Origin of the sequence: Pseudomonas sp. 20P_3.2_Bac5, assembly GCF_025466035.1 — a bacterium.
GTDB lineage: Bacteria > Pseudomonadota > Gammaproteobacteria > Pseudomonadales > Pseudomonadaceae > Aquipseudomonas.
In genome coordinates this window covers 158,562-177,900 of sequence record NZ_JANLOA010000130.1, presented here as the reverse complement: position 1 = coordinate 177,900, position 19,339 = coordinate 158,562, and the positions used below count along the sequence as shown (strand labels likewise).

General features: G+C 62.5%; 18 protein-coding genes and 1 pseudogene. 11 read left to right on the top strand and 8 right to left on the bottom strand.

Annotation, left to right across the window (positions count from 1 at the left end; all coding sequences use genetic code 11):
- Positions 1 to 2: 2 nt before the first annotated feature.
- Positions 3 to 911 (bottom strand): LysR substrate-binding domain-containing protein, encoded by a 909-nt coding sequence (locus NTD88_RS25625; RefSeq protein ID WP_110969808.1) that lies wholly within the window; start codon positions 909 to 911, stop codon positions 3 to 5.
- Positions 912 to 1,091: 180 nt separating this feature from the next.
- On the opposite strand from NTD88_RS25625, the gene aspA reads away from it, so the two are divergent.
- From aspA to NTD88_RS25600, 5 genes are all read left to right on the top strand, one after another.
- Positions 1,092 to 2,516 carry an aspartate ammonia-lyase gene (gene aspA, locus NTD88_RS25620; protein ID WP_095158915.1) on the top strand — a complete coding sequence of 475 codons (1,425 nt, stop codon included), beginning with the start codon at positions 1,092 to 1,094 and terminating at the stop codon, positions 2,514 to 2,516.
- A 189-nt stretch (positions 2,517 to 2,705) separates the two neighbouring features.
- Complete coding sequence (locus NTD88_RS25615; protein ID WP_095158914.1) at positions 2,706 to 3,701, top strand: asparaginase; 996 nt, start codon at positions 2,706 to 2,708, stop codon at positions 3,699 to 3,701.
- Between the two features lie 51 nt (positions 3,702 to 3,752).
- On the top strand, positions 3,753 to 4,745 hold the full coding sequence (locus tag NTD88_RS25610; protein ID WP_262156508.1) for an AraC family transcriptional regulator: 993 nt from the start codon (positions 3,753 to 3,755) through the stop codon (positions 4,743 to 4,745).
- Positions 4,746 to 4,895: 150 nt separating this feature from the next.
- Positions 4,896 to 5,942 carry a histone deacetylase family protein gene (locus tag NTD88_RS25605; protein ID WP_262156507.1) on the top strand — a complete coding sequence of 349 codons (1,047 nt, stop codon included), beginning with the start codon at positions 4,896 to 4,898 and terminating at the stop codon, positions 5,940 to 5,942.
- The gene (locus NTD88_RS25600; protein WP_262130720.1) at positions 5,939 to 7,042 is read left to right on the top strand and encodes a polyamine ABC transporter substrate-binding protein; all 1,104 of its coding nucleotides are present in this window, start codon (positions 5,939 to 5,941) and stop codon (positions 7,040 to 7,042) included. Before NTD88_RS25605 ends, NTD88_RS25600 begins: the two co-directional genes overlap by 4 nt.
- Before the next feature lie 69 nt (positions 7,043 to 7,111).
- Here the strand turns inward: NTD88_RS25600 and NTD88_RS25595 are convergent, their stop codons facing one another.
- On the bottom strand, positions 7,112 to 8,641 hold the full coding sequence (locus tag NTD88_RS25595; protein WP_262156506.1) for a PLP-dependent aminotransferase family protein: 1,530 nt from the start codon (positions 8,639 to 8,641) through the stop codon (positions 7,112 to 7,114).
- 91 nt (positions 8,642 to 8,732) lie between these two features.
- Here NTD88_RS25595 and NTD88_RS25590 point away from each other — a divergent pair, with 91 nt between their 5' ends.
- The 3 genes from NTD88_RS25590 to NTD88_RS25580 are packed head-to-tail and all read left to right on the top strand — an operon-like array spanning position 8,733 to position 10,511.
- Positions 8,733 to 9,362, top strand: coding sequence for an FMN-binding negative transcriptional regulator (locus NTD88_RS25590; protein WP_095158909.1), 630 nt, complete (start codon positions 8,733 to 8,735; stop codon positions 9,360 to 9,362).
- Between the two features lie 13 nt (positions 9,363 to 9,375).
- Positions 9,376 to 9,822, top strand: a complete 447-nt coding sequence (locus NTD88_RS25585) for a GNAT family N-acetyltransferase (protein WP_262156505.1) — start codon at positions 9,376 to 9,378, stop codon at positions 9,820 to 9,822.
- A gap of 14 nt (positions 9,823 to 9,836) precedes the next feature.
- Positions 9,837 to 10,511 (top strand): GNAT family N-acetyltransferase, encoded by a 675-nt coding sequence (locus NTD88_RS25580; protein ID WP_262156504.1) that lies wholly within the window; start codon positions 9,837 to 9,839, stop codon positions 10,509 to 10,511.
- 4 nt (positions 10,512 to 10,515) lie between these two features.
- Here the strand turns inward: NTD88_RS25580 and NTD88_RS25575 are convergent, their stop codons facing one another.
- Complete coding sequence (locus NTD88_RS25575; RefSeq protein ID WP_095158906.1) at positions 10,516 to 11,415, bottom strand: homocysteine S-methyltransferase family protein; 900 nt, start codon at positions 11,413 to 11,415, stop codon at positions 10,516 to 10,518.
- Positions 11,416 to 11,521: 106 nt separating this feature from the next.
- Between NTD88_RS25575 and NTD88_RS25570 the strand changes: the two genes are divergently transcribed.
- Positions 11,522 to 12,340, top strand: a complete 819-nt coding sequence (locus tag NTD88_RS25570; protein ID WP_262130725.1) for an ABC transporter substrate-binding protein — start codon at positions 11,522 to 11,524, stop codon at positions 12,338 to 12,340.
- Positions 12,337 to 13,158, top strand: a complete 822-nt coding sequence (locus NTD88_RS25565; RefSeq protein ID WP_262130726.1) for an amino acid ABC transporter permease — start codon at positions 12,337 to 12,339, stop codon at positions 13,156 to 13,158. Before NTD88_RS25570 ends, NTD88_RS25565 begins: the two co-directional genes overlap by 4 nt.
- Positions 13,159 to 13,172: 14 nt before the next feature.
- Here the strand turns inward: NTD88_RS25565 and NTD88_RS25560 are convergent, their stop codons facing one another.
- The 4 genes and pseudogenes from NTD88_RS25560 to NTD88_RS25545 all read right to left on the bottom strand — a co-directional run bounded on the left by NTD88_RS25560 (position 13,173) and on the right by NTD88_RS25545 (position 17,908).
- On the bottom strand, positions 13,173 to 13,451 hold the full coding sequence (locus tag NTD88_RS25560; protein WP_262156503.1) for a helix-turn-helix domain-containing protein: 279 nt from the start codon (positions 13,449 to 13,451) through the stop codon (positions 13,173 to 13,175).
- Positions 13,448 to 14,478: pseudogene (locus NTD88_RS25555) on the bottom strand (HipA domain-containing protein); the annotation flags it as partial. The pseudogene NTD88_RS25555 and the gene NTD88_RS25560, both read right to left, overlap by 4 nt.
- Before the next feature lie 195 nt (positions 14,479 to 14,673).
- A complete protein-coding gene (oadA, locus tag NTD88_RS25550; protein WP_095158902.1) occupies positions 14,674 to 16,482 on the bottom strand; it encodes a sodium-extruding oxaloacetate decarboxylase subunit alpha in 1,809 nt (602 codons plus the stop codon).
- A gap of 10 nt (positions 16,483 to 16,492) precedes the next feature.
- Positions 16,493 to 17,908, bottom strand: a complete 1,416-nt coding sequence (locus tag NTD88_RS25545) for an acetyl-CoA carboxylase biotin carboxylase subunit (RefSeq protein WP_095158901.1) — start codon at positions 17,906 to 17,908, stop codon at positions 16,493 to 16,495.
- 204 nt (positions 17,909 to 18,112) lie between these two features.
- Between NTD88_RS25545 and NTD88_RS25540 the strand changes: the two genes are divergently transcribed.
- Positions 18,113 to 19,060, top strand: coding sequence for a LysR family transcriptional regulator (locus tag NTD88_RS25540; RefSeq protein WP_175653128.1), 948 nt, complete (start codon positions 18,113 to 18,115; stop codon positions 19,058 to 19,060).
- On the opposite strand, the gene NTD88_RS25535 is transcribed toward NTD88_RS25540, so the two are convergent.
- Positions 19,002 to 19,220 (bottom strand): PA3496 family putative envelope integrity protein, encoded by a 219-nt coding sequence (locus tag NTD88_RS25535; protein WP_095158899.1) that lies wholly within the window; start codon positions 19,218 to 19,220, stop codon positions 19,002 to 19,004. The genes NTD88_RS25540 and NTD88_RS25535 overlap by 59 nt on opposite strands.
- Positions 19,221 to 19,339 lie beyond the last annotated feature (119 nt).

Genomic DNA, 19,339 nt, shown 5'->3' with positions numbered 1-19,339 from the left:
GTTCAAGGCTGCTCTTGCGTGCCGGACTCAAGCTTGCGCCAGAGCAGCCGCACATTGGCCTTGCGCACCAGCGCGCAGCGATAAAGACGTATCTCCAGTGGCACATGCCACTGGGGCCCGCCACAGATCACCAGTTCGCCACGCTCCAGCTCCGCCCGCGCCGACAGGCTCGGCACCCAGGCGATGCCCAGGCCTTCCAGCGCCATGCCCTTGAGGCTGTCGGCCATCGCGGTTTCATAGATGGTGGTAAAGCGCAGGTTGCGCTGGCGCAACAGCAGGTTCACCGAGCGGCCGAGAAACGCCCCGGCGCTGTACGCCAGCAGCGGCACGCTGGCCTCGCCTTCGAGATCGAACAGCGGCTTGCCGTCCGGGCCCGCCGCACACACCGGCAGCATCTCGGTGTTGCCCAAGTGCAGCGAAGGGAAAATTTCCGCATCCATCTGCAAGGCCGCGTCGGGGTCGTAGAACGCCAGCATCAGGTCACAACCGCCCTCGCGCAGGGCATGGACAGCATCGCCGACGTTGGTGGCCACCAGGCGGGTCGCAATGTTCAGCCCGTCATTGCGCAACTGGGCGATCCAGCGCGGGAAAAATCCGAGCGCCAGGGAATGCGCCGCAGACACCTGGATCACCTCGCCCTGCCCGCCTTCAAGGTGGTGCAAATGGCGGAGAACTTCGCTCAACTGGTCCACAACAGTGCGGGCGGTGACGAGAAACAACTGCCCGGCAGCCGTCAGCTCGATCGGCGTGCGCGAGCGGTTGACCAACGTCAGACCCAGCGCCGCCTCCAGGCTGCGAATACGGCGGCTGAACGCCGGCTGCGTGACAAAGCGGCGCTCAGCGGCCTGGGAAAAACTGCGGGTGGCGGCCAGGGCACTGAAGTCTTCCAGCCACTTGCTTTCAACGTTCATCAAAACTCTCCAAACCGCGCACCAAAATGGCACACGCTCGAACCAGGAAGAACGTCACATCAGACGTTATGCCGTTTGTGCATAGGTTAGCGTGCAACAGCATTGGCCGCAAAACAGCTTCCGCTCCTACGATTAGCGCCATTCCGGCATGTGCCGGGTTAATTCGAGATGATATCCATCATGTCCGCTGCTGCATCGTTCCGCGTCGAGAAAGACCTGCTTGGTACCCTGGAAGTCCCTGCTGATGCCTACTACGGCATCCAGACCCTGCGCGCTGCCAACAACTTCCACCTCTCCGGTGTTCCGCTGTCGCACTATCCGAAGCTGGTCGTGGGCCTGGCCATGGTCAAGCAAGCCGCAGCCGACGCCAACCGTGAGCTGGGTCATCTGAGCGATGCCAAACATGCCGCCATCAGCGAGGCCTGCGCCCGCCTGATCCGTGGCGACTACCACGAGCAGTTCATCGTGGACATGATTCAAGGCGGTGCTGGTACTTCCACCAACATGAACGCCAACGAAGTCATCGCCAACATCGCGCTGGAGGCCATGGGCCACCAGAAAGGCGAGTACAAATACCTGCACCCGAACAACGACGTGAACATGGCGCAGTCGACCAACGACGCCTACCCGACCGCGATCCGCCTGGGTCTGCTGCTGGGCCACGACGCGCTGCTGGCCAGCCTCGACAGCCTGATCCAGGCGTTCGCTGCCAAGGGTCAAGAATTCAGCCACGTACTGAAGATGGGTCGTACCCAACTGCAGGACGCCGTACCGATGACCCTGGGTCAGGAATTCCGTGCCTTCGCCACCACCCTGACCGAAGACCTGAACCGCCTGCGCACCCTGGCACCAGAAGTGCTGACCGAAGTGAACCTGGGCGGTACCGCCATCGGTACCGGCATCAACGCCGACCCGGGCTACCAGGCCCTGGCCGTTCAGCGCCTGGCAACCATCAGCGGCCAGCCGCTGGTACCCGCCGCCGACCTGATCGAAGCCACTTCGGACATGGGCGCCTTCGTCCTGTTCTCCGGCATGCTCAAGCGTACCGCAGTCAAGCTGTCGAAGATCTGCAACGACCTGCGCCTGCTGTCCAGCGGCCCACGCACCGGCATCAACGAGATCAACCTGCCGGCTCGCCAGCCAGGCAGCTCGATCATGCCAGGCAAGGTCAACCCGGTTATCCCGGAAGCCGTCAACCAAGTCGCCTTCGCCATCATGGGCAACGACCTGGCCCTGACCATCGCTGCCGAAGGCGGTCAACTGCAACTGAACGTGATGGAACCGCTGATCGCCTACAAGATCTTCGACTCGATCCGCCTGCTGCAGCGCGCCATGGACATGCTGCGTGAGCACTGCATCGTCGGCATCACCGCCAACGAACAGCGCTGCCGTGAACTGGTCGAACACTCGATCGGCCTGGTCACCGCCCTGAACCCTTACATCGGCTACGAAAACGCCACCCGTATCGCCCGCATCGCCCTGGAAAGTGGCCGTGGCGTGCTGGAACTGGTGCGCGAAGAAGGCCTGCTGGACGAAGCGATGCTCAACGACATCCTGCGTCCGGAAAATATGATTGCTCCGCGTCTGGTTCCGCTGAAGGCGTAACCCGCGCAACAAACCGTCTCACCAGGTCGAGGGACTAGACACCTCTCACCTTTTGAGGGCCCAGGGCTAAACCCCGGGCCCTTTTTTTTATTCTGGCGAAAGCCCCCTCCCTTCAATCCGCCTGACAGCTCTCCACCGGATGTCGTACTGTTCCCCGCCACGAACAAGACCGACCATGGAGAATGGCGCATGACTTCGGCGTCCGCACGACCCGCCCGCAGCATCATGGTGCTGTATACCGGTGGCACCATCGGCATGCAGGCCGGTGCCCACGGCCTGACCCCCGCCTCCGGCTTCGAGCAGCGCATGCGCGCGCAACTGAGCGGATCGGGTCGCCTCGCACCCTGGCGTTTCCGCGAAATGACGCCGCTGATCGACAGCGCCAACATGACCCCGCAGTACTGGCTGCGCCTGCGCACGGCGATCATCGAAGCGATCGATTCTGGCTCCGATGCGGTGCTGGTCCTGCATGGCACCGATACCCTGGCCTACAGCGCTGCGGCGATGAGCTTTCAACTGCTCGGGCTGGACGCACCGGTACTGTTCACCGGCTCCATGCTGCCGGCGGGCGTAGACGACAGCGATGCCTGGGAAAACCTCACCGGCGCACTGCAAGCCCTGACCGACGGCCAGGCACCCGGCGTACAGCTCTATTTTCACGGCGAGCTGCTGGCGCCCAGCCGTACCGCCAAGGTCCGCAGTTTTGGCCGGCATCCCTTCGTCACCCTCAAACGCAATAGCACCGCGACCTCATCGCCCGCCGTGCCCGCCGCCCTGGATTACCGCCAGCCGAAACAAGTGGCGAATGTCGCCGTCTTGCCGCTGGTGCCGGGCTTTTCCGCGCACGTGCTGAGGGCGGTGATCAACACGGGTGCCCGCGGCGTGATCCTCGAATGTTTCGGCAGCGGCACCGGGCCGGGCGATAACCCGGACTTTCTCGCCGCCCTCGGCGAGGCCCACGCCAGCGGCGTGGTGGTGGTCGCGGTCAGCCAGTGCCATGAAGGCGGGGTGGAGCTGGATATCTACGAAGCCGGCAGCAAATTGCGCCAGGCTGGCGTGTTGTCGGGCGGCGGCATGACCCGCGAAGCGGCGTTCGGCAAGTTGCAGTTGCTGCTCGGTGCCGGGCTGCCGGTGGACGAAGTGCGCCGTCTGGTGGAAGTGGATCTGGCCGGTGAGCTGCGCTAAAGGCACACAATTTGCTCGCTCACCGATCAGCCCAATAGCCGGACACCCCGCATGCTGCACTCACACCTGACCACCCTGAACGCGGTTTCCCTGGTGCTCCAGGCCTTCCAGAGCCAGGGCCTGGACGACGATTCGTTGCTCAAGGGCAGCGGCATCAGCCCGGCGGACCTGGGGCGCGCCGACCCGCGCATCACCACCCGCCAGGAGATGCTGGTGTGCGCCAACGCGGTGGCCCGGCGCCGGGAAATCGGCCTGGAACTGGGCCGGCGCATGCACATTTCGTCCTACGGCATGCTCGGCTATGCCCTGCTCTCCAGTGCCACCTTAGGTGACGCGTTACGTCTGGCGCTGCGTTATCCCGCGCTTCTGGGAACACTTTTCCAGTTGCGCCTGATGGAGGACGGCGAGCGCATCTGGTTCAGCGCCAGCGGCTACCGCGAAGAACCGCAACTGGCCGCCTTCAACGCCGAGTTCTGCCTGACCTCGCTGAAAATCATCTGCGATGACCTGCTGGGCCAGCCGCTGCCCCTGCTCGGTGCACGCTTCGCCCACCCGACGCCCGATTACCATCCGCTCTACAGCAACCCCTTCACCTGCCCACTACGCTTCGAGGCCGACGACAACGCGTTCGCCTTCGACCGCCGTTGGCTGGAACATCCCCTGCCGCTGGCCGACCAGGTGACCCACCGGGCCATGAGCGAACGTTGCCGCCAGTTGAATCTGGAATTCACCGGTCGCCAGGCCTGGCTCGGGCGCATCCGTGAACTGCTGGCCCGGCAACTGGACGCCGCCCCCGGCCTGGAAGGACTGGCGCGGCAGATGAACTGCTCATCGCGAACCTTGCGCCGGCACTTGAGTGAAATGGGCAGCAGCTATCAACAATTGCTGGACGAACTACGCTTCGAGCGGGCCAAGCAATTGCTCGGCGAGGGGAACATACCGATCTACCGGATCGCCGAGGAACTGGGCTTCAGCGAGACCGCCAGCTTCCGCCACGCGTTCATGCGCTGGAGCGGCGTGGCCCCGAGCCATTTCAAGACCTGAGCTCATAGCGTCAAGGCGTGCACCATCCAGGGGCCAAATCCGGACACTCGTCGTGGCCATATCGATCCCCTTTTGGCCGTTTGCGCCGTTCTGCTTCACCGGGCCGCCATCAACAATGGACCGATACGCCAGTGACCGGAGAACAACAACATGCTGACGATCTATTCCGATGACCACCGCCTGCACCACGGCCGCTGCGAGCTGATCGACGGGCAACTGATGCCCTGCTTCGAAATGCCGTCGCGGGCCGACCACGTACTGGAGCGGGTCAAGACCCGTAACCTCGGGCCCATCAGCGGCCCGCGCGATTTTGGCCGTGAACCGTTGCTGCGGGTGCACGACGCCGGCTATCTGAACTTCTTCGAAGGGGCCTGGGCCCGCTGGGCCGAGCTGAACCGCGACGGCGACCTGCTGCCATTCACCTGGCCGGCGCGCACCTTGCGCCGGGTCAAACCGACCAGCCTGCTGGGCGAACTGGGCTACTACAGCTTCGACGCCGGCGCGCCGATCACCGCCGGCACCTGGCAAGCAGCCTACAGCGCCGCGCAAGTGGCGCTCACCGCCCAGGCCGCGGTGCAGGCCGGCGCCCACAGTGCCTTCGCTCTTTGCCGTCCGCCAGGACACCACGCCGCCAGCGACGTCATGGGCGGCTATTGCTACCTGAACAACGCGGCCATCGCCGCCCAGGCGTTCCTCGACCAAGGCCACGGCAAAGTGGCGATCCTCGATGTCGACTACCACCACGGCAACGGCACCCAGGAAATCTTCTACGACCGCAGCGACGTGTTCTTCGCCTCGATCCACGGCGACCCGCAGGCCGAATTCCCGTTCTTCCTCGGTTATGCCGACGAACACGGCGAAGGCGACGGCCTGGGCTACAACATCAACTACCCTCTGCCCGCCGGCAGCGACTGGGCCACCTGGAACAACGCGCTCGAGCAGGCCTGCCAACGCATCGACGCCTACGCGCCGGACGTGCTGGTGATTTCCCTCGGCGTGGACACCTTCAAGGACGACCCGATCTCCCAGTTCAAGCTCGACAGCCCTGATTACCTGCAAATGGGCGAGCGCATCGCCCGTCTTGGCAAGCCGACCCTGTTCGTCATGGAAGGCGGCTATGCGGTGGAAGAAATCGGCATCAACGCCGTGAACGTTCTCGAAGGTTTCGAACGCGCCCAACAGGAAGCCCAAGCATGACTCGATTAAAACGACTGCTCGCCCCCCTGCTCTGTACCACTTTGCTCGCCGGCAGCCTCCAGGCTGTCGCCGAACAACGCACCCTGCGGGTCTACAACTGGTTCGACTACATCACCCCGCAAACCCTGACGGACTTCCAGAAGGACGCCCAGGTCAAGCTGATCTACGACATCTTCGACACCAACGAGGCGCTGGAAGCCAAGTTGCTGACCGGCAACTCCGGCTATGACGTGGTGGTGCCCTCCAACGTGTTCCTGGCCAAGCAGATCGAGGCCGGCGTGTTCCAGCCGCTGGACCGCAGCAAGCTGCCAAACTGGCAGCACCTGGACCCGGCGCTGATGAAGCTGATCGAGGCCAATGACCCGGGCAACAAGTTCGCCGTGCCCTACATGTACGGCACCGTGCTGATCGGCTTCAACCCGGCCAAGGTCAAGGCGGCACTGGGCGAAAATGCGCCGGTGGACAGTTGGGACCTGATCTTCAAGGAAGAGAACCTCTCCAAACTCAAGCAGTGCGGCGTGGCCCTGCTCGATTCGCCGTCGGAAATCATGCCGCTGGCCCTGCAATACCTGGGCTTGCCGCCTAACAGCAGCAAACCGGCGGACTACAAGAAAGCCGAAGAATTGATGATGAAGATTCGTCCATCCATCACCTATTTCCACTCGTCCAAATACATGGCAGACATCGCCAACGGCGACATCTGCGTGGCGGTGGGCTACTCCGGCAGCTTCTCCCAGGCCGCCAACCGCGCCATCGAAGCGAAAAACGGCGTAGTGGTGGACATGCGCCTGCCGAAGGAAGGCGCGCCGATCTGGTTCGACATGCTGGCCATCCCCAAAGGCGCAGCCAACCCGGAAGATGCCCACACCTTCATCAACTACCTCCTGCAACCGAAGGTGATTGCGCCGATCAGCGACTTTGTCGGCTACCCGAATCCGAACAAGGACGCCACCGAGCTGGTCGCCCCGGCGATCCGCAACAACCCGAACCTGTACCCGACGGCGGAGGCGATGACCAAGCTGTACACCTTGCAGCCGCTGGGCCGTGACGCGGAGCGGGCACGGACGCGGGCCTGGACCAAGATCAAAGCGGGGACCTGAGTGTAATTATCCCGAGCAAGCTCGCCCCCTGTAGGAGCGAGCTTGCTCGCGATGCGCCCCAAAAAACGCTCACCCCTTCCAGACCCTCCTCAACACCCCCAACGCCTGCGCAATCCCCGCCTCCCCCACCGCCGCAAACCCCAACACCAGCCCGGCGCTCTTATCCACAGACGCGGGCGTCTCCGGTAGCCAGTAGTCACTCAGCGGATTGATCTCCACACCCGCCTCAAGCGCCCGCTCCACCAGCCACTGCTCCCGTTCGAAGTTATCCACATCCACTTTGACGTGCAGCCCCGCAACCATTTCCGGCAACCCGCCCACGCCCGGAATATCCACAGGCCAACCGGCCTGCAAGGCATTACGCCGGCTCAGCGCCGCCCGCCGCATGCGCCGGATGTGCCGCTGGAAATGCCCTTGGGCCATGAACTGCGCCATCACCGTCTGCGTGCCGACTTCCGAATGCCGCACCATCAACGCCCGACACCGGGAAAACGGCTCCACCAATTGCCGCGGCAGCACCAGATAGCCCAGACGCAGGGCCGGAAAAGCCACCTTGCTGAAGGTGCCGACGTACAACACCCGCCCGCTACGATCGAGCGCCGCCAGCGGTGCCAATGGCGCGCCGCTGTAGCGGTATTCGCCGTCGTAGTCGTCCTCGACAATCCAGCGCTCGTTGCGCTCGGCCCAGGCCAGCAGTTCCAGGCGTCGGGCCAGGCTCATCACCACGCCCGTGGGGTATTGGTGTGAAGGCGTGACGTAGGCCAGGCGGCAATCACTCAACGCCGCCAGCGCAGTGCAGTCGAGCCCTTCGTTATCCACAGCCACGCCGTGCATCGTCGCGCCGGTCAGGGCGAAGGCACAGGCGGCGGCGCGATAGCCCGGGTTTTCCACAGCGACCCCCGCCCCAGGCTCCAACAGCAACTGTGCACAAAGGCTGATGGCCTGCTGTGCGCCGGTGGTGATCACAATTTGTTCAGGCGTGCAGGAAAGTCCCCTCGATCGACGCAAATAAGCGGCTATCAGTTCGCGAAGCATCGGTTCACCTGCCGGATCACCGTAACCGAGACCGGCCGCATCGGGATTTCGCCAGAAACCCGCCTGCAACTTGGCCCAGACCTCGAACGGGAACAGGTCGAACGCTGGCACACCGACCCGGAAAGCCCGCGGCGGACCACTGCGCGGCGTGGGCAAATGATGATTTTCCAAGCGAAAAAGCGCATCCGTGTGGATAACTTTACTGGACGAATCACCAGTATTTTCCGGCGAAATTGTGGATAAGGCTGTTGATAAACCCCGGGATAACCTTGTGGATACTTTTGTGGACAACTTTGGCAGGTGGCTGACATAGGTTCCGTCACCCACCCGACTTTCAATGAAGCCCTCGGCGTATAGCTGGTCGTAGGCGCGCACCACGCTGTTTCGCGACAAACCAAGAATCGCTGCCATGTCGCGGCTGGCCGGTAGCCGGGCGCCGCTGCCCAGGCGTCCATCGAGCACGCGTGCGCGCAGTGCCTGGTAAAGCTGCCGGCTAAGGCCCTGGCGGCGGTCAAGAACGATCCCGGTGGGATCGAACGGCAAGGTAACGGAAGGCTCTACCATGTTATTGGACCCAGGAAATTAGCTTTAAATGGCTCTTACACTAGACCAATAGCCTGCATAGGATGAGTCCATTCGCCAAGGAAACTTTGCCATGTTCTCACCCAGCGCTTTCAAAGATGACGACTTGCAACGCCAGCTCCAGCACATTGAGAACACCCGCCTGGCGGTACTGATCACCCAGGGCGAGCAGGGCCTGCAAGCCAGCCATGTGCCGCTGCTGCTGAATCCCGATGAAGGCCCCAATGGCACGCTGTACGGGCACCTGGCCCGGGGCAACCGGCAATGGCAGGAACTGGAGCGCGGGGCCGAGGTGCTGGTGGTGTTTCCCGGCGCCGACGCCTATGTCAGCCCGGGCTTCTACCCGAGCAAGGCCGAGGACCCGCGGACCGTCCCGACCTGGAACTACACAGCGGTGCACGCCTGGGGCACGCCCCGCGTCTACCATGAAGCCGAACCGCTGCTGGATATCGTCCGGCGCCTGAGCGACCGCCATGAGCAGGGCCGCGAGCGTCCCTGGTCGGTGGACGACGCCCCGGCCGATTACCTGCAAGGCATGCTCAAGGCCATCGTCGGTTTCGCGGTGCCCATCGCGCGCCTGCAGAGCAACCGCAAGCTTAGCCAGAACCGTTCGACCCTCGACCACGACGGCGTGCGCGACGGCCTGGCCGCCAGCCCCGACCCACTGGACAACCAACTCGCTGCGCTGATGCAGCAACCTTGAAGGAACGCGCCACATGTCTACCGTTCAGATCCGTCCGGTTACCGCCGCCGATCACGCTGCCTGGCTGCCACTGTGGCAGGCATACCTGCATTTCTATGAAACCCGCCTGCCCGACGACGTCAGCCAAGTGACCTGGCAGCGCCTGCTCGACCCGGCCGAAACCACCAACTCGGCACTGGCCTGGGTCGATGGCAAGGCGGTGGGCATGGTCAACTTCATCTACCACCGCTCCAACTGGTCTGTGGAAAACTCCTGTTACCTGCAGGACCTCTACGTTGACGGCAGCCAGCGCGGCAAGGGCGTCGGCCGCGAGTTGATCGAGCACGTCTACGATGTCGCCCGCGAAGCCGGTTGCGCCAAGGTGCATTGGCTGACCCACGAAACCAACGCCACGGCCATTTCCCTGTACGAGCAGGTCGCCGAGCGTCCGGGCTTCATCCAGTTCCGCAAGCCGCTGTAAGACGGAGCCTTCCCATGAGTACGAATCTGAACTGGAAACCCGCCACGGAACCGCACCCGGAGCCATTGACCGGCCGCTTCATCCGCCTGGAGAAACTCGACCCGCGCCGGCACGGCGATGATCTCTGGCAAGTGCTCCAGGGGCCGGGTGCCGATGGCTTGCTGTGGGACTACCTGCCCTATGGCCCGTTCAGCGAGCGCGCGCCGTTCGACCGCTGGCTGGAAGACAACGCCAGCAGCCGCGACCCGCTGTTCTACAGCGTCGTCGATCTGGCCAGCGGCCAAGTGCAAGGCATTCTCAGCCTGATGTCCATCGTCCCGGCGCACGGCCGCATCGAGATCGGCCACATCGCCTTCGGCGCGGCAATGCAGCGCACGCCCAAGGGCACGGAAGCGGTCTATCTGCTGGGCAAGCTGTCCTTCGAACTGGGCAACCGCCGGCTGGAATGGAAGTGCAACAACGCCAACGCCCGTTCGCGACGGGCTGCGGAGCGCTTCGGGTTCAGCTTCGAGGGGGTGTTCCGTCAGCACATGGTGGTCAAGGACCAGAACCGCGACACGGCTTGGTATTCGATCCTGGATGACGAGTGGCCGGCGATTGCCGCCGGCTTCGAGCGCTGGCTGAGCGAAGACAACCAGCGTCCCGAGGGTCAACTCAGAACGCTGGAAGCCTGCCGCGCCACGTCGTAAGGCGTTACTTCAAACGCTGGGCCAACAGGGCGATATGCTCCGGGCCAATCCCGCAGCATCCGCCCAGCAGGCTGGCGCCACGTTGGCGCCAGTCCTGCGTCCAGTGCAGGTAACCGGGCGGATCGAGGTCTTCGCGCAATTCGTCCAGGCCATCGTTGGCGGTGGCGTCCTTTGGCTGCGGCGGGAAAGCATTGGCGTAGGCGCCGACGGCAATCTCCACGCCCAGGCGCTTGAAGGTCGCGATGGCGTCGTCGATGGCGGCGCCGATCACCTCGGGCTGGCTGCAGTTGAACAGCAGGGTCTGCACGCCCAAGGCCGCAACGGCCTCGGCCGCATCGACCACCGGCTCGCCGGAGCGCAAACGCGGCACCTCATCGACATCCTCGTCCTGCAACGTGAACGACACCCAGAACGGCTTGCCGTCTTGCGGAAGACCGGCACGGATCGCCTGCACTTCAGCGATGGCGCTCTGGGTCTCTGCCAGCCACAGATCAACATGGTCAGCCAGGCCTTCGACCAGCGGCGTCAGCACGTCGCCAACGCGTTCAGCCTGATACAGGTCAGGGCGATAAGAGCCGAACAACGGCGGCAGCGACCCGGCCACCCGTACGGCTTGCGGGCCGGCATCCGCCGCAGCGCGGGCAAGCTGCCCGGCGGTACTGGCCAGGGCGCGGCCTTCGGCCTTGAAACGCTCCTCGCCAATATGAAAAGGCACCACCGCATAACTGTTGCTGGTGATGACCTGAGCGCCCGCCTCGATATAGGCCCGATGCACCGCCACCACCGCTTCCGGCGCCTCGCTCAACGCGAGTGCCGACCACTCTGGTTGCCGGAACGGCGCACCGCGGCGCTGCAGCTCCCGGCCCATGCCGCCATCAAGAATGACCAACGCCTTTTCGCCCATATAACACCTGCTTCTAAAGATATAAATAAAACGTATTAGTACCGCTATTGTTATAACTATCTAATACCTCACAGGCTTTGTCTTACAACTTTTTCCGGTGATTCCTATGAAACTTTCTTCTCTGCTAGGCGCGGGCCTGCTGGCCTTGACTGCTACCCACGCCTTCGCCGGTGCCACCCTGGACCGTGTGGAATCCCGCAAAGAGCTGGTCAACGTGCTGATGGAAAGCTATCCGCCGTTCTCCTTCCTCAATGAACAGAACCAGCTGGACGGCTTCGACGTCGATGTGGCCAAGGCCGTGGCTGACAAGCTGGGTGTGAAATTGCGCCTGGAAACGCCGTCCTGGGATGTGATCGCCGCAGGACGCTGGAGCGGCCGCTACGACATCTGCATCTGCTCCATGACCCCGAGCAAGGCCCGAGCCGAAGTGTTCGCCTTCCCGGTCGAGTACTACGCCTCGCCGGCGGTGATCGTGGTCAACGCCAAGGACGAACGCATTCACTCGGCCAAGGACCTCGACGGCCTGAAGGTCGGCCTGACCAGCGCCTCCAGCTACGAGAGCTACCTGAACAAGAACCTGGTGATCGAAGGCGCCGAAGACACCAAGCTTGAGTACCCCTTCGAAGCGGTGCAGATCGCCCCGTACGACACCGATAACGTCGCCTTCCAGGACCTCGGCCTGGGTGCCGGCGTGCGCCTGGATGCCATCCTCACCAACCTGGTCACCGCCAAACCACGCCTGGATCAGGACAAGCGCTTCAAGCTGGCCGGCGCCGCGCTCTATGAGGAGCCGAACTCGGTGGCCATCGAAAAAGGCGACGCCGAATGGGATGCCAAGGTCCGCGATGTGTTCGCGCAACTGAAGCAGGACGGCACCCTGACGCGCATTTCGCAGAAATGGATCGGCGCTGACATCAGTAAATGAGTGCTCAACAACTGCCGCCAAAGCCCGCCGAAACCCGCGCGGGCTTGCCGCTGCCGGGCTTTCGCGCCCGGCTCTACCTGACCTGGCTGGTCCTGCTGCTGGTGTTCGTGGGCTTCTTCCTGAGTTTTGATCTGAAGTTTTCGATCATCCTTGAGAAGTTTCCCAATCTGGCCGGTTTCAAACTCGGCCCGAACGGCTTCCTGCAAGGCGCCGCGCTGACCCTGTTCCTCTGCCTGTGTTCGATGGTCTGCTCGGTGGTGCTGGGCTTCGCCGCCGCGTTGGCGCGGCTGTCGAACAGCGCGGTGTTGCTGGGCATTGCCAGCTTCTACACCTCGTTCTTCCGCGGCACACCGCTGCTGATCCAGATCATGCTGCTCTACCTGGGCCTGCCGCAGATTGGCCTGGTGCCGGGCGCGATCACTGCGGGGATCATCGCCCTGTCGCTGAACTACGGCGCCTACCTGAGCGAAATCTTCCGCGCCGGCATCCTCGGCGTCGCCCAGGGCCAGCGCCAGGCGGCACTGGCGTTGGGCATGCGGCCGGCGACCATCTTCTGGCACGTCACCCTGCCCCAAGCCATGCGCACCATCATCCCGCCGGGGGCTAACCAATTCATCTCGATGCTCAAGGATTCATCGCTGATTTCGGTGATGGGCGTGTGGGAAGTGATGTTCCTGGCGCAGTCCTACGGACGCTCCAGCTACCGGTATCTGGAAATGCTCACCACCGCGGCGCTGATTTACTGGCTGCTGTCGTTTGCACTGGAACTGGTGCAGGCGCGGTTGGAGCGGCATTACGGGAAGGGGTATCAGCGGTAATGAGGGTGTCCGGATCACCGAAGCCGGTTCGGTCGCCTCTGGACACCCATCTGCAAACCGAACGGCCTGAATACCGCGTTCAGGGAATTCAATGTCGGATTCCCTTCCCCCTGCTCGATCTGAATCAGGGTGCGCACGGAAATTTTGCACATCCGGGCAAACTGGGTCTGCTGCAGCTTCGCGACTTCGACCCGCAGCCGGCGCACCGCAGCGCCCAGCTCCAGTGACCCATCGGCAATACCTTCCAGCACGCCTTCGATCAGCAACCCACGAATTTCGATCGAAACCGTCATAGCAACTCCCAGCCCTTCATGCGTTGTTCAAGGTTTTTCAAAGCGATGTGCGGATGATCAATGACCGCCTTCGGCAAACCCGACTCCGCCAGCAGATCCGGCAGCGCCAGCAAACCACGAGCATCCTGGCGCAAGCGCTCGAACGCCTGTTGCGGATCCACCAACGGTTCCAGCAACTGACAAGCCGCTCGCCAGCCGACCTCTCCCATATGCTCCACAGGCGAAGCCCATTTGGTGGTTCGTGTGATGCTTTCGGCGTCCATCACCATGGGCGCGAGGTCATAGATCGGCGCCAGCCGCAGCGCATCCTCGCCACGAATGATCGCCGTGTTGCGCCCGTGGTTGTCGGAGTTGCCGAGAATCTTGTTGATCAGATCACGGCGCATATATTCCGCCACCAGATCAGGCACCTGATCCTTCTGCCCGGCATTTATCCACAGGGCGGCCAGCCCTTGGATAACTTCCAGATGATCCATCCGGCTGCCTGGCTCGGTCACTCCCGCCAGCGAATACACCGACTCGACCGCCAATCGCTCAACGCCGGAAGCACCGATCCGACGGTCAAAGCGCTTCATCCAGAGGCTAGGTTTATCAGCCTCTTTCAGGTCCAGCTCGGCAGTTGCTACCGTATCGATGCCAAGGCGTTGCAGCGCCTTGTAGTAGAGGAATTCGGCACGCAGGATCGTCTGATCGTTGTCTAGCGCCTGGTTACGAGCAAACTTCACAAACCAGTGGCAGGCGGCATGTTCGTCATTCAGCACCGCATCCGGATAGAGCTGCCCATTCCGTCCTTCTGTCAGCAGCAGCTTGGGCGCCCCGCCCCCCGCCCCCGTAGCCCCACCAATAGCCGCGCCCTGCTCGTAGGCATACTCAGAAAGCGCTGATCGCGACTGACGACATCCTCGAAACTGAACCCCATCGGGGCGCCGGTATCCAGCGTCTCGGCCGACTCCTTGATGCGCAGATTGCCAATCGGTGCCGGCGTGCTGCGCGTCAGCAAGAAGATGTCTTCAGCCAACGCCTCCGGCGGCCTCTGTCAGCGAATACTACTGATCTGCAATATAGTGCAAATCCCGAGACCTAACAGGTAATATTTCTGCATTTTAGTGCAGATATTTTTAGAGTTCTTGAGGTTTTCTGCATTTAAATGCATATAGCCAATCGAAAAAAAGGGGAGCAATTCGCTCCCCATGAGGTTAACCGTTTACTGCCGAGGGCTTGATCAGCCCTCGATCTCGATCAGGATTTCGCCCGGGTTGACCCGGTCGCCCTTGGCAACGTGGATGGCAGTGACCTTGCCGGCAATCGGCGATTGCACTTCGGTTTCCATCTTCATCGCTTCGGTGATGAGCACTGCCTGACCGGCCTTGACCGTATCGCCTTCCTTGACCAGGACATCGACGATGTTGCCCGGCATGGTGGTGCTGATATGGCCCGGCGCAGAGGCCTGTTTACGCTTGCTGCCGCCGCCACCGACGAATTCGTTGAGCGGTTCGAACACCACTTCTTCCGGCATGCCATCGATGGACAGGTAGAAGTGACGCTTGCCTTCGGCCTTGACGCCCACACCGGTGATGTCGACGCGGTAGGTCTCGCCGTGCACGTCGATGACGAACTCGGTCGGTACGCCTTCGCCGCTGGCCGAGGCCACGGCGCCGGCTTCCGGAATCGGCAGCAGCACTTCAGGGGTCAGGGTGCCGGCTTCGCGTTCTTCGAGGAATTTGCGCCCGATATCCGGGAACATGGCGAAGGTCAAAACGTCTTCTTCCGACTTGGCCAGGCCGCCGATATCAGCGCGCAGCTTGGTCATTTCCGGCTTCAGCAGGTCCGCCGGACGCACGTCGATCACCTCTTCGCTGCCGATGGCCTGGCGACGCAGTTGTTCGCTGACCACGCCCGGCGCTTTGCCATAGCCGCCTTGCAGGTAAAGCTTCACCTCGTTGGTGATGGTCTTGTAGCGCTCGCCGGCCAGTACGTTGAAGAACGCCTGCGTGCCAACGATCTGCGAAGTCGGGGTCACCAGCGGCGGGAAGCCGAGGTCTTCACGGACTCGCGGGATCTCCGCCAGCACTTCGTTCATGCGGTTCAGCGCGCCCTGCTCTTTGAGCTGGTTGGCCAGGTTGGAAATCATGCCGCCGGGCACCTGGTTGACCTGAACACGGGTGTCGACCGAGGTGAATTCGCTTTCGAACTGGTGGTATTTCTTACGCACGGCGTAGAAGTACAGGCCGATTTCCTGCAGCAGTTGCAGATCCAGGCCGGTGTCGAATTCGCTGCCCTTGAGCGCAGCGACCATCGATTCGGTACCCGGGTGGCTGGTGCCCCAGGCGAAGCTGGAGATGGCGGTGTCGATATGATCCGCGCCGTTCTCGATCGCCTTGAGCTGGCACATGGCGGCCAGGCCGGCGGTGTCATGCGAGTGGATGAACACTGGCAGCGATTGCTCGGCTTTCAGCGCCTTGACCAGTTCGCCGGTGGCGTATGGGGTCAGCAGGCCGGCCATGTCCTTGATCGCGATGGAGTCGCAACCCATGGCTTCCATTTGCTTGGCCTGGGCGACGAAGGCGTCGATGGTGTGAACCGGGCTGGTGGTGTAGGCGATGGTGCCCTGGGCATGCTTGCCAGCGGCCTTCACGGCTTCGATGGCGACGCGCAGGTTACGCACGTCGTTCATCGCGTCGAAGATGCGGAAGACGTCGATGCCGTTGACTGCGGCCTTGGCGACGAACGCCTTGACCACGTCATCGCTGTAGTGGCGGTAGCCCAGCAGGTTCTGGCCGCGCAGGAGCATTTGCAGGCGGGTGTTGGGCAACGCTGCGCGCAGTTTGCGCAGGCGCTCCCACGGGTCTTCCTTGAGGAAGCGCACGCAGGCGTCGAAGGTCGCGCCGCCCCAGACTTCCAGCGACCAGTAGCCGACCTTGTCGAGCTTGTCGCAGATCGGCAGCATGTCGTCGGTGCGCATGCGGGTGGCCAGCAGGGACTGGTGGGCGTCGCGCAGGATTGTGTCGGTTACGAAAATTTTCTTGGACATTATGGGTTCCTCACAGGCCTGCATGCGCGGCGATGGCGGCGGCGATGGCCAAAGCCAGCTCTTCGGGTTTGCGCTTGATCGAGTAGTTGGTCAGTTCCGGATGGCTTTCCACGAAGCTGGTGTTGAACTGGCCGCTGCGGAACTCCGGATTGCGCAGGATTTCCTGGTAGTACGCGGCGGTGGTCTTGACCCCCTGCAAACGCATGTCATCCAGGGCGCGCAGACCGCGGTCCATGGCTTCTTCCCAGGTCAGCGCCCAGACCACCAGTTTCAGACACATGGAGTCGTAGTACGGCGGAATGGTGTAGCCGGTGTAGATCGCCGTGTCGGTACGCACGCCGGGACCGCCGGGCGCGTAGTAACGGGTGATCTTGCCGAAGCTGGGCAGGAAGTTGTTCTTCGGGTCTTCAGCGTTGATCCGGAACTGCAGGGCGAATCCGCGGTGCTGGATGTCTTCCTGCTTGACCGACAGCGGCAGGCCCGAGGCAATGCGGATCTGCTCGCGAACGATGTCGATGCCGGTGATTTCCTCGGTGATGGTGTGTTCCACCTGCACCCGGGTGTTCATTTCCATGAAGTACACCTCGCCATCGGCGAGCAGGAACTCCACGGTACCGGCGTTTTCATAACCGACCGCCTTGGCCGCGCGCACCGACAGGTCACCGATATAGGCGCGCTGTTCCGGGGTGAGCTGCGGGCTCGGGGCGATCTCGATCAGCTTCTGGTTGCGGCGCTGGATCGAGCAGTCGCGCTCGAACAGATGCACCACATTGCCGAAGCTGTCGCCAAGAATCTGGGCTTCGATGTGTTTCGGGTTGACGATGCACTTTTCCAGGAAGACTTCCGCCGAACCGAAGGCTTTGGTCGCTTCGGAAATGACCCGGGGGAAGGCCTGCTCCAGCTCTTCGCGGCTGTTGCAGCGACGAATCCCGCGGCCACCGCCGCCGGACGTGGCCTTGAGCATCACCGGATAACCGATGCGTTCACCTTCCTGCAGGGCCTCATGGATGTCGGCAACGTTGCCTTCGGTACCGGGTGTAACCGGTACGCCGGCCTTGATCATGCTGCGGCGGGCTTCGGTCTTGTCGCCCATGCGGCGAATGACTTCGGCGGCCGGGCCGATGAACTTGATCCCACGTTCCGCGCAGATATCCGCCAGTTCGGCGTTTTCCGACAGAAAACCATAACCCGGGTGCAGTGCGTCGCAGCCAGTTTCCACAGCGAGGTTCACCAGCTTGCGCGGGTTCAGGTAACCGGCCAGTGGCTCGGCACCAATGCTGTGAGCCTCATCGGCACGCTTGACGTGCAAGGCGTGGCGGTCGGCGTCGGAATAGATCGCCACGGAGCGGATACCCATTTCGGCGCAAGCCCGCACGATCCGAACTGCGATTTCACCCCGGTTGGCGATCAGGATTTTTTTTATCACTGGATTCTTCCCAAAGCCGCTGGACAAACAACCGGGCTCTGCCGGTCGGCGCGTGACCAGAGCTAGCTGGCCAGTCGCACAAACACCCTAGCGCTGTAGGTGAATAAACAAAAATCAATATTTGTTAGAGGCTCCATTAGCAAAAGCTTATAGTGCTGTTACAAGGTTTTGCCAAGGGCTGGGGATAACATGCGTAAGTCATTGATGCGTATGACATTGCGTCAATTGCAGATCTTCAATGAAGTGTGCGATTTGCGCTCTTACAGCCGCGCTGCGGAGGAAATGGCGCTAACGCAACCCGCCGTTAGTCTACAGATCCGCCAGCTCGAAGAACTGGTCGGCCAGCCGTTGTTCGAGTACGTCGGCAAGAAACTCTACCTCACCGAAGCCGCCGAGGCCTTGCAGCGCGCCAGCCGGGACATCTTCGGCCGCCTGGAAAGCCTCGACATGCAGCTTTCCGACATGCAGGGCTCGTTGCAGGGCCAACTGAAGCTGGCAGTCGAATCGAGCGCCAAGTACTTCGTGCCGCACTTGTTCGCGGCGTTCAAGAAGCTCCATCCCGAGGTCAACCTGACGCTCACGGTGGTCAACCGCGCCCAGGCGATCCGGCGCCTTTCCGACAACCGTGACGACCTGATCATCATGTCCATGGTCCCTCAGGACATGGGCCTGGAGTTTCTGCCGTTCCTCAACAACCCGATCGTCGCCGTCGCCCCGCCCGACCACCCGCTGTGCAAGCTGGACAGCCTGCGCCTGCAGGATCTGGAGCCGCATACGCTGCTGGTGCGTGAGCAAGGCTCCGGCACCCGCAAGGCCTGCGAGGAGTACTTCAAGGAAAAGCGCGTGCACTTCACCCAGACGCTGGAAGTGGCCTCGGCCGACGCCCAACGCGAATGCGTGATTGCCGGGCTGGGCATCGCCCTGCTGACCCGTCATGCGTTGAATATGGAGCTGGCGACCGGCGTGCTGCGCGAGCTGCCGGTGGAAGAACTGCCGCTGTACCGAAGCTGGTGCGTGGTGCAATCCAAGGCCAAGCGGCAGTCGCCGGTGGCCTTGGCGTTTCTTGCGTTCATTCGCAGCGAACGTGTGCAGATCAGCGCGCTTGTTGAGCGTTTCTCTGGGGTTCTGCCGCCGATACCTGCCACAGATTGACGGCTTGCAGGTCGGGGTAGTCGGTGATGTCCTGGAGCAGGCGGCGCTGCTCGCAGTAGCTTTCGATCGCGCGGCGATACTCCATGCGGCGCAGGTCTTTTTCCTGTTGTTTACGGGATTTGGCGCTGGGCTGATACGAGCCATCGAGTTCACGAGCCATTGCATATCTCCCTGATCGAGTGCGGGAGTTTCAGCCTGACTGGCAAAGTTGACGGTTTGACGGCGAGCGGGTGACAGAGGCGTTAAACGCAGTGGCAAGCGACAAGCTGCAAGCCGCAA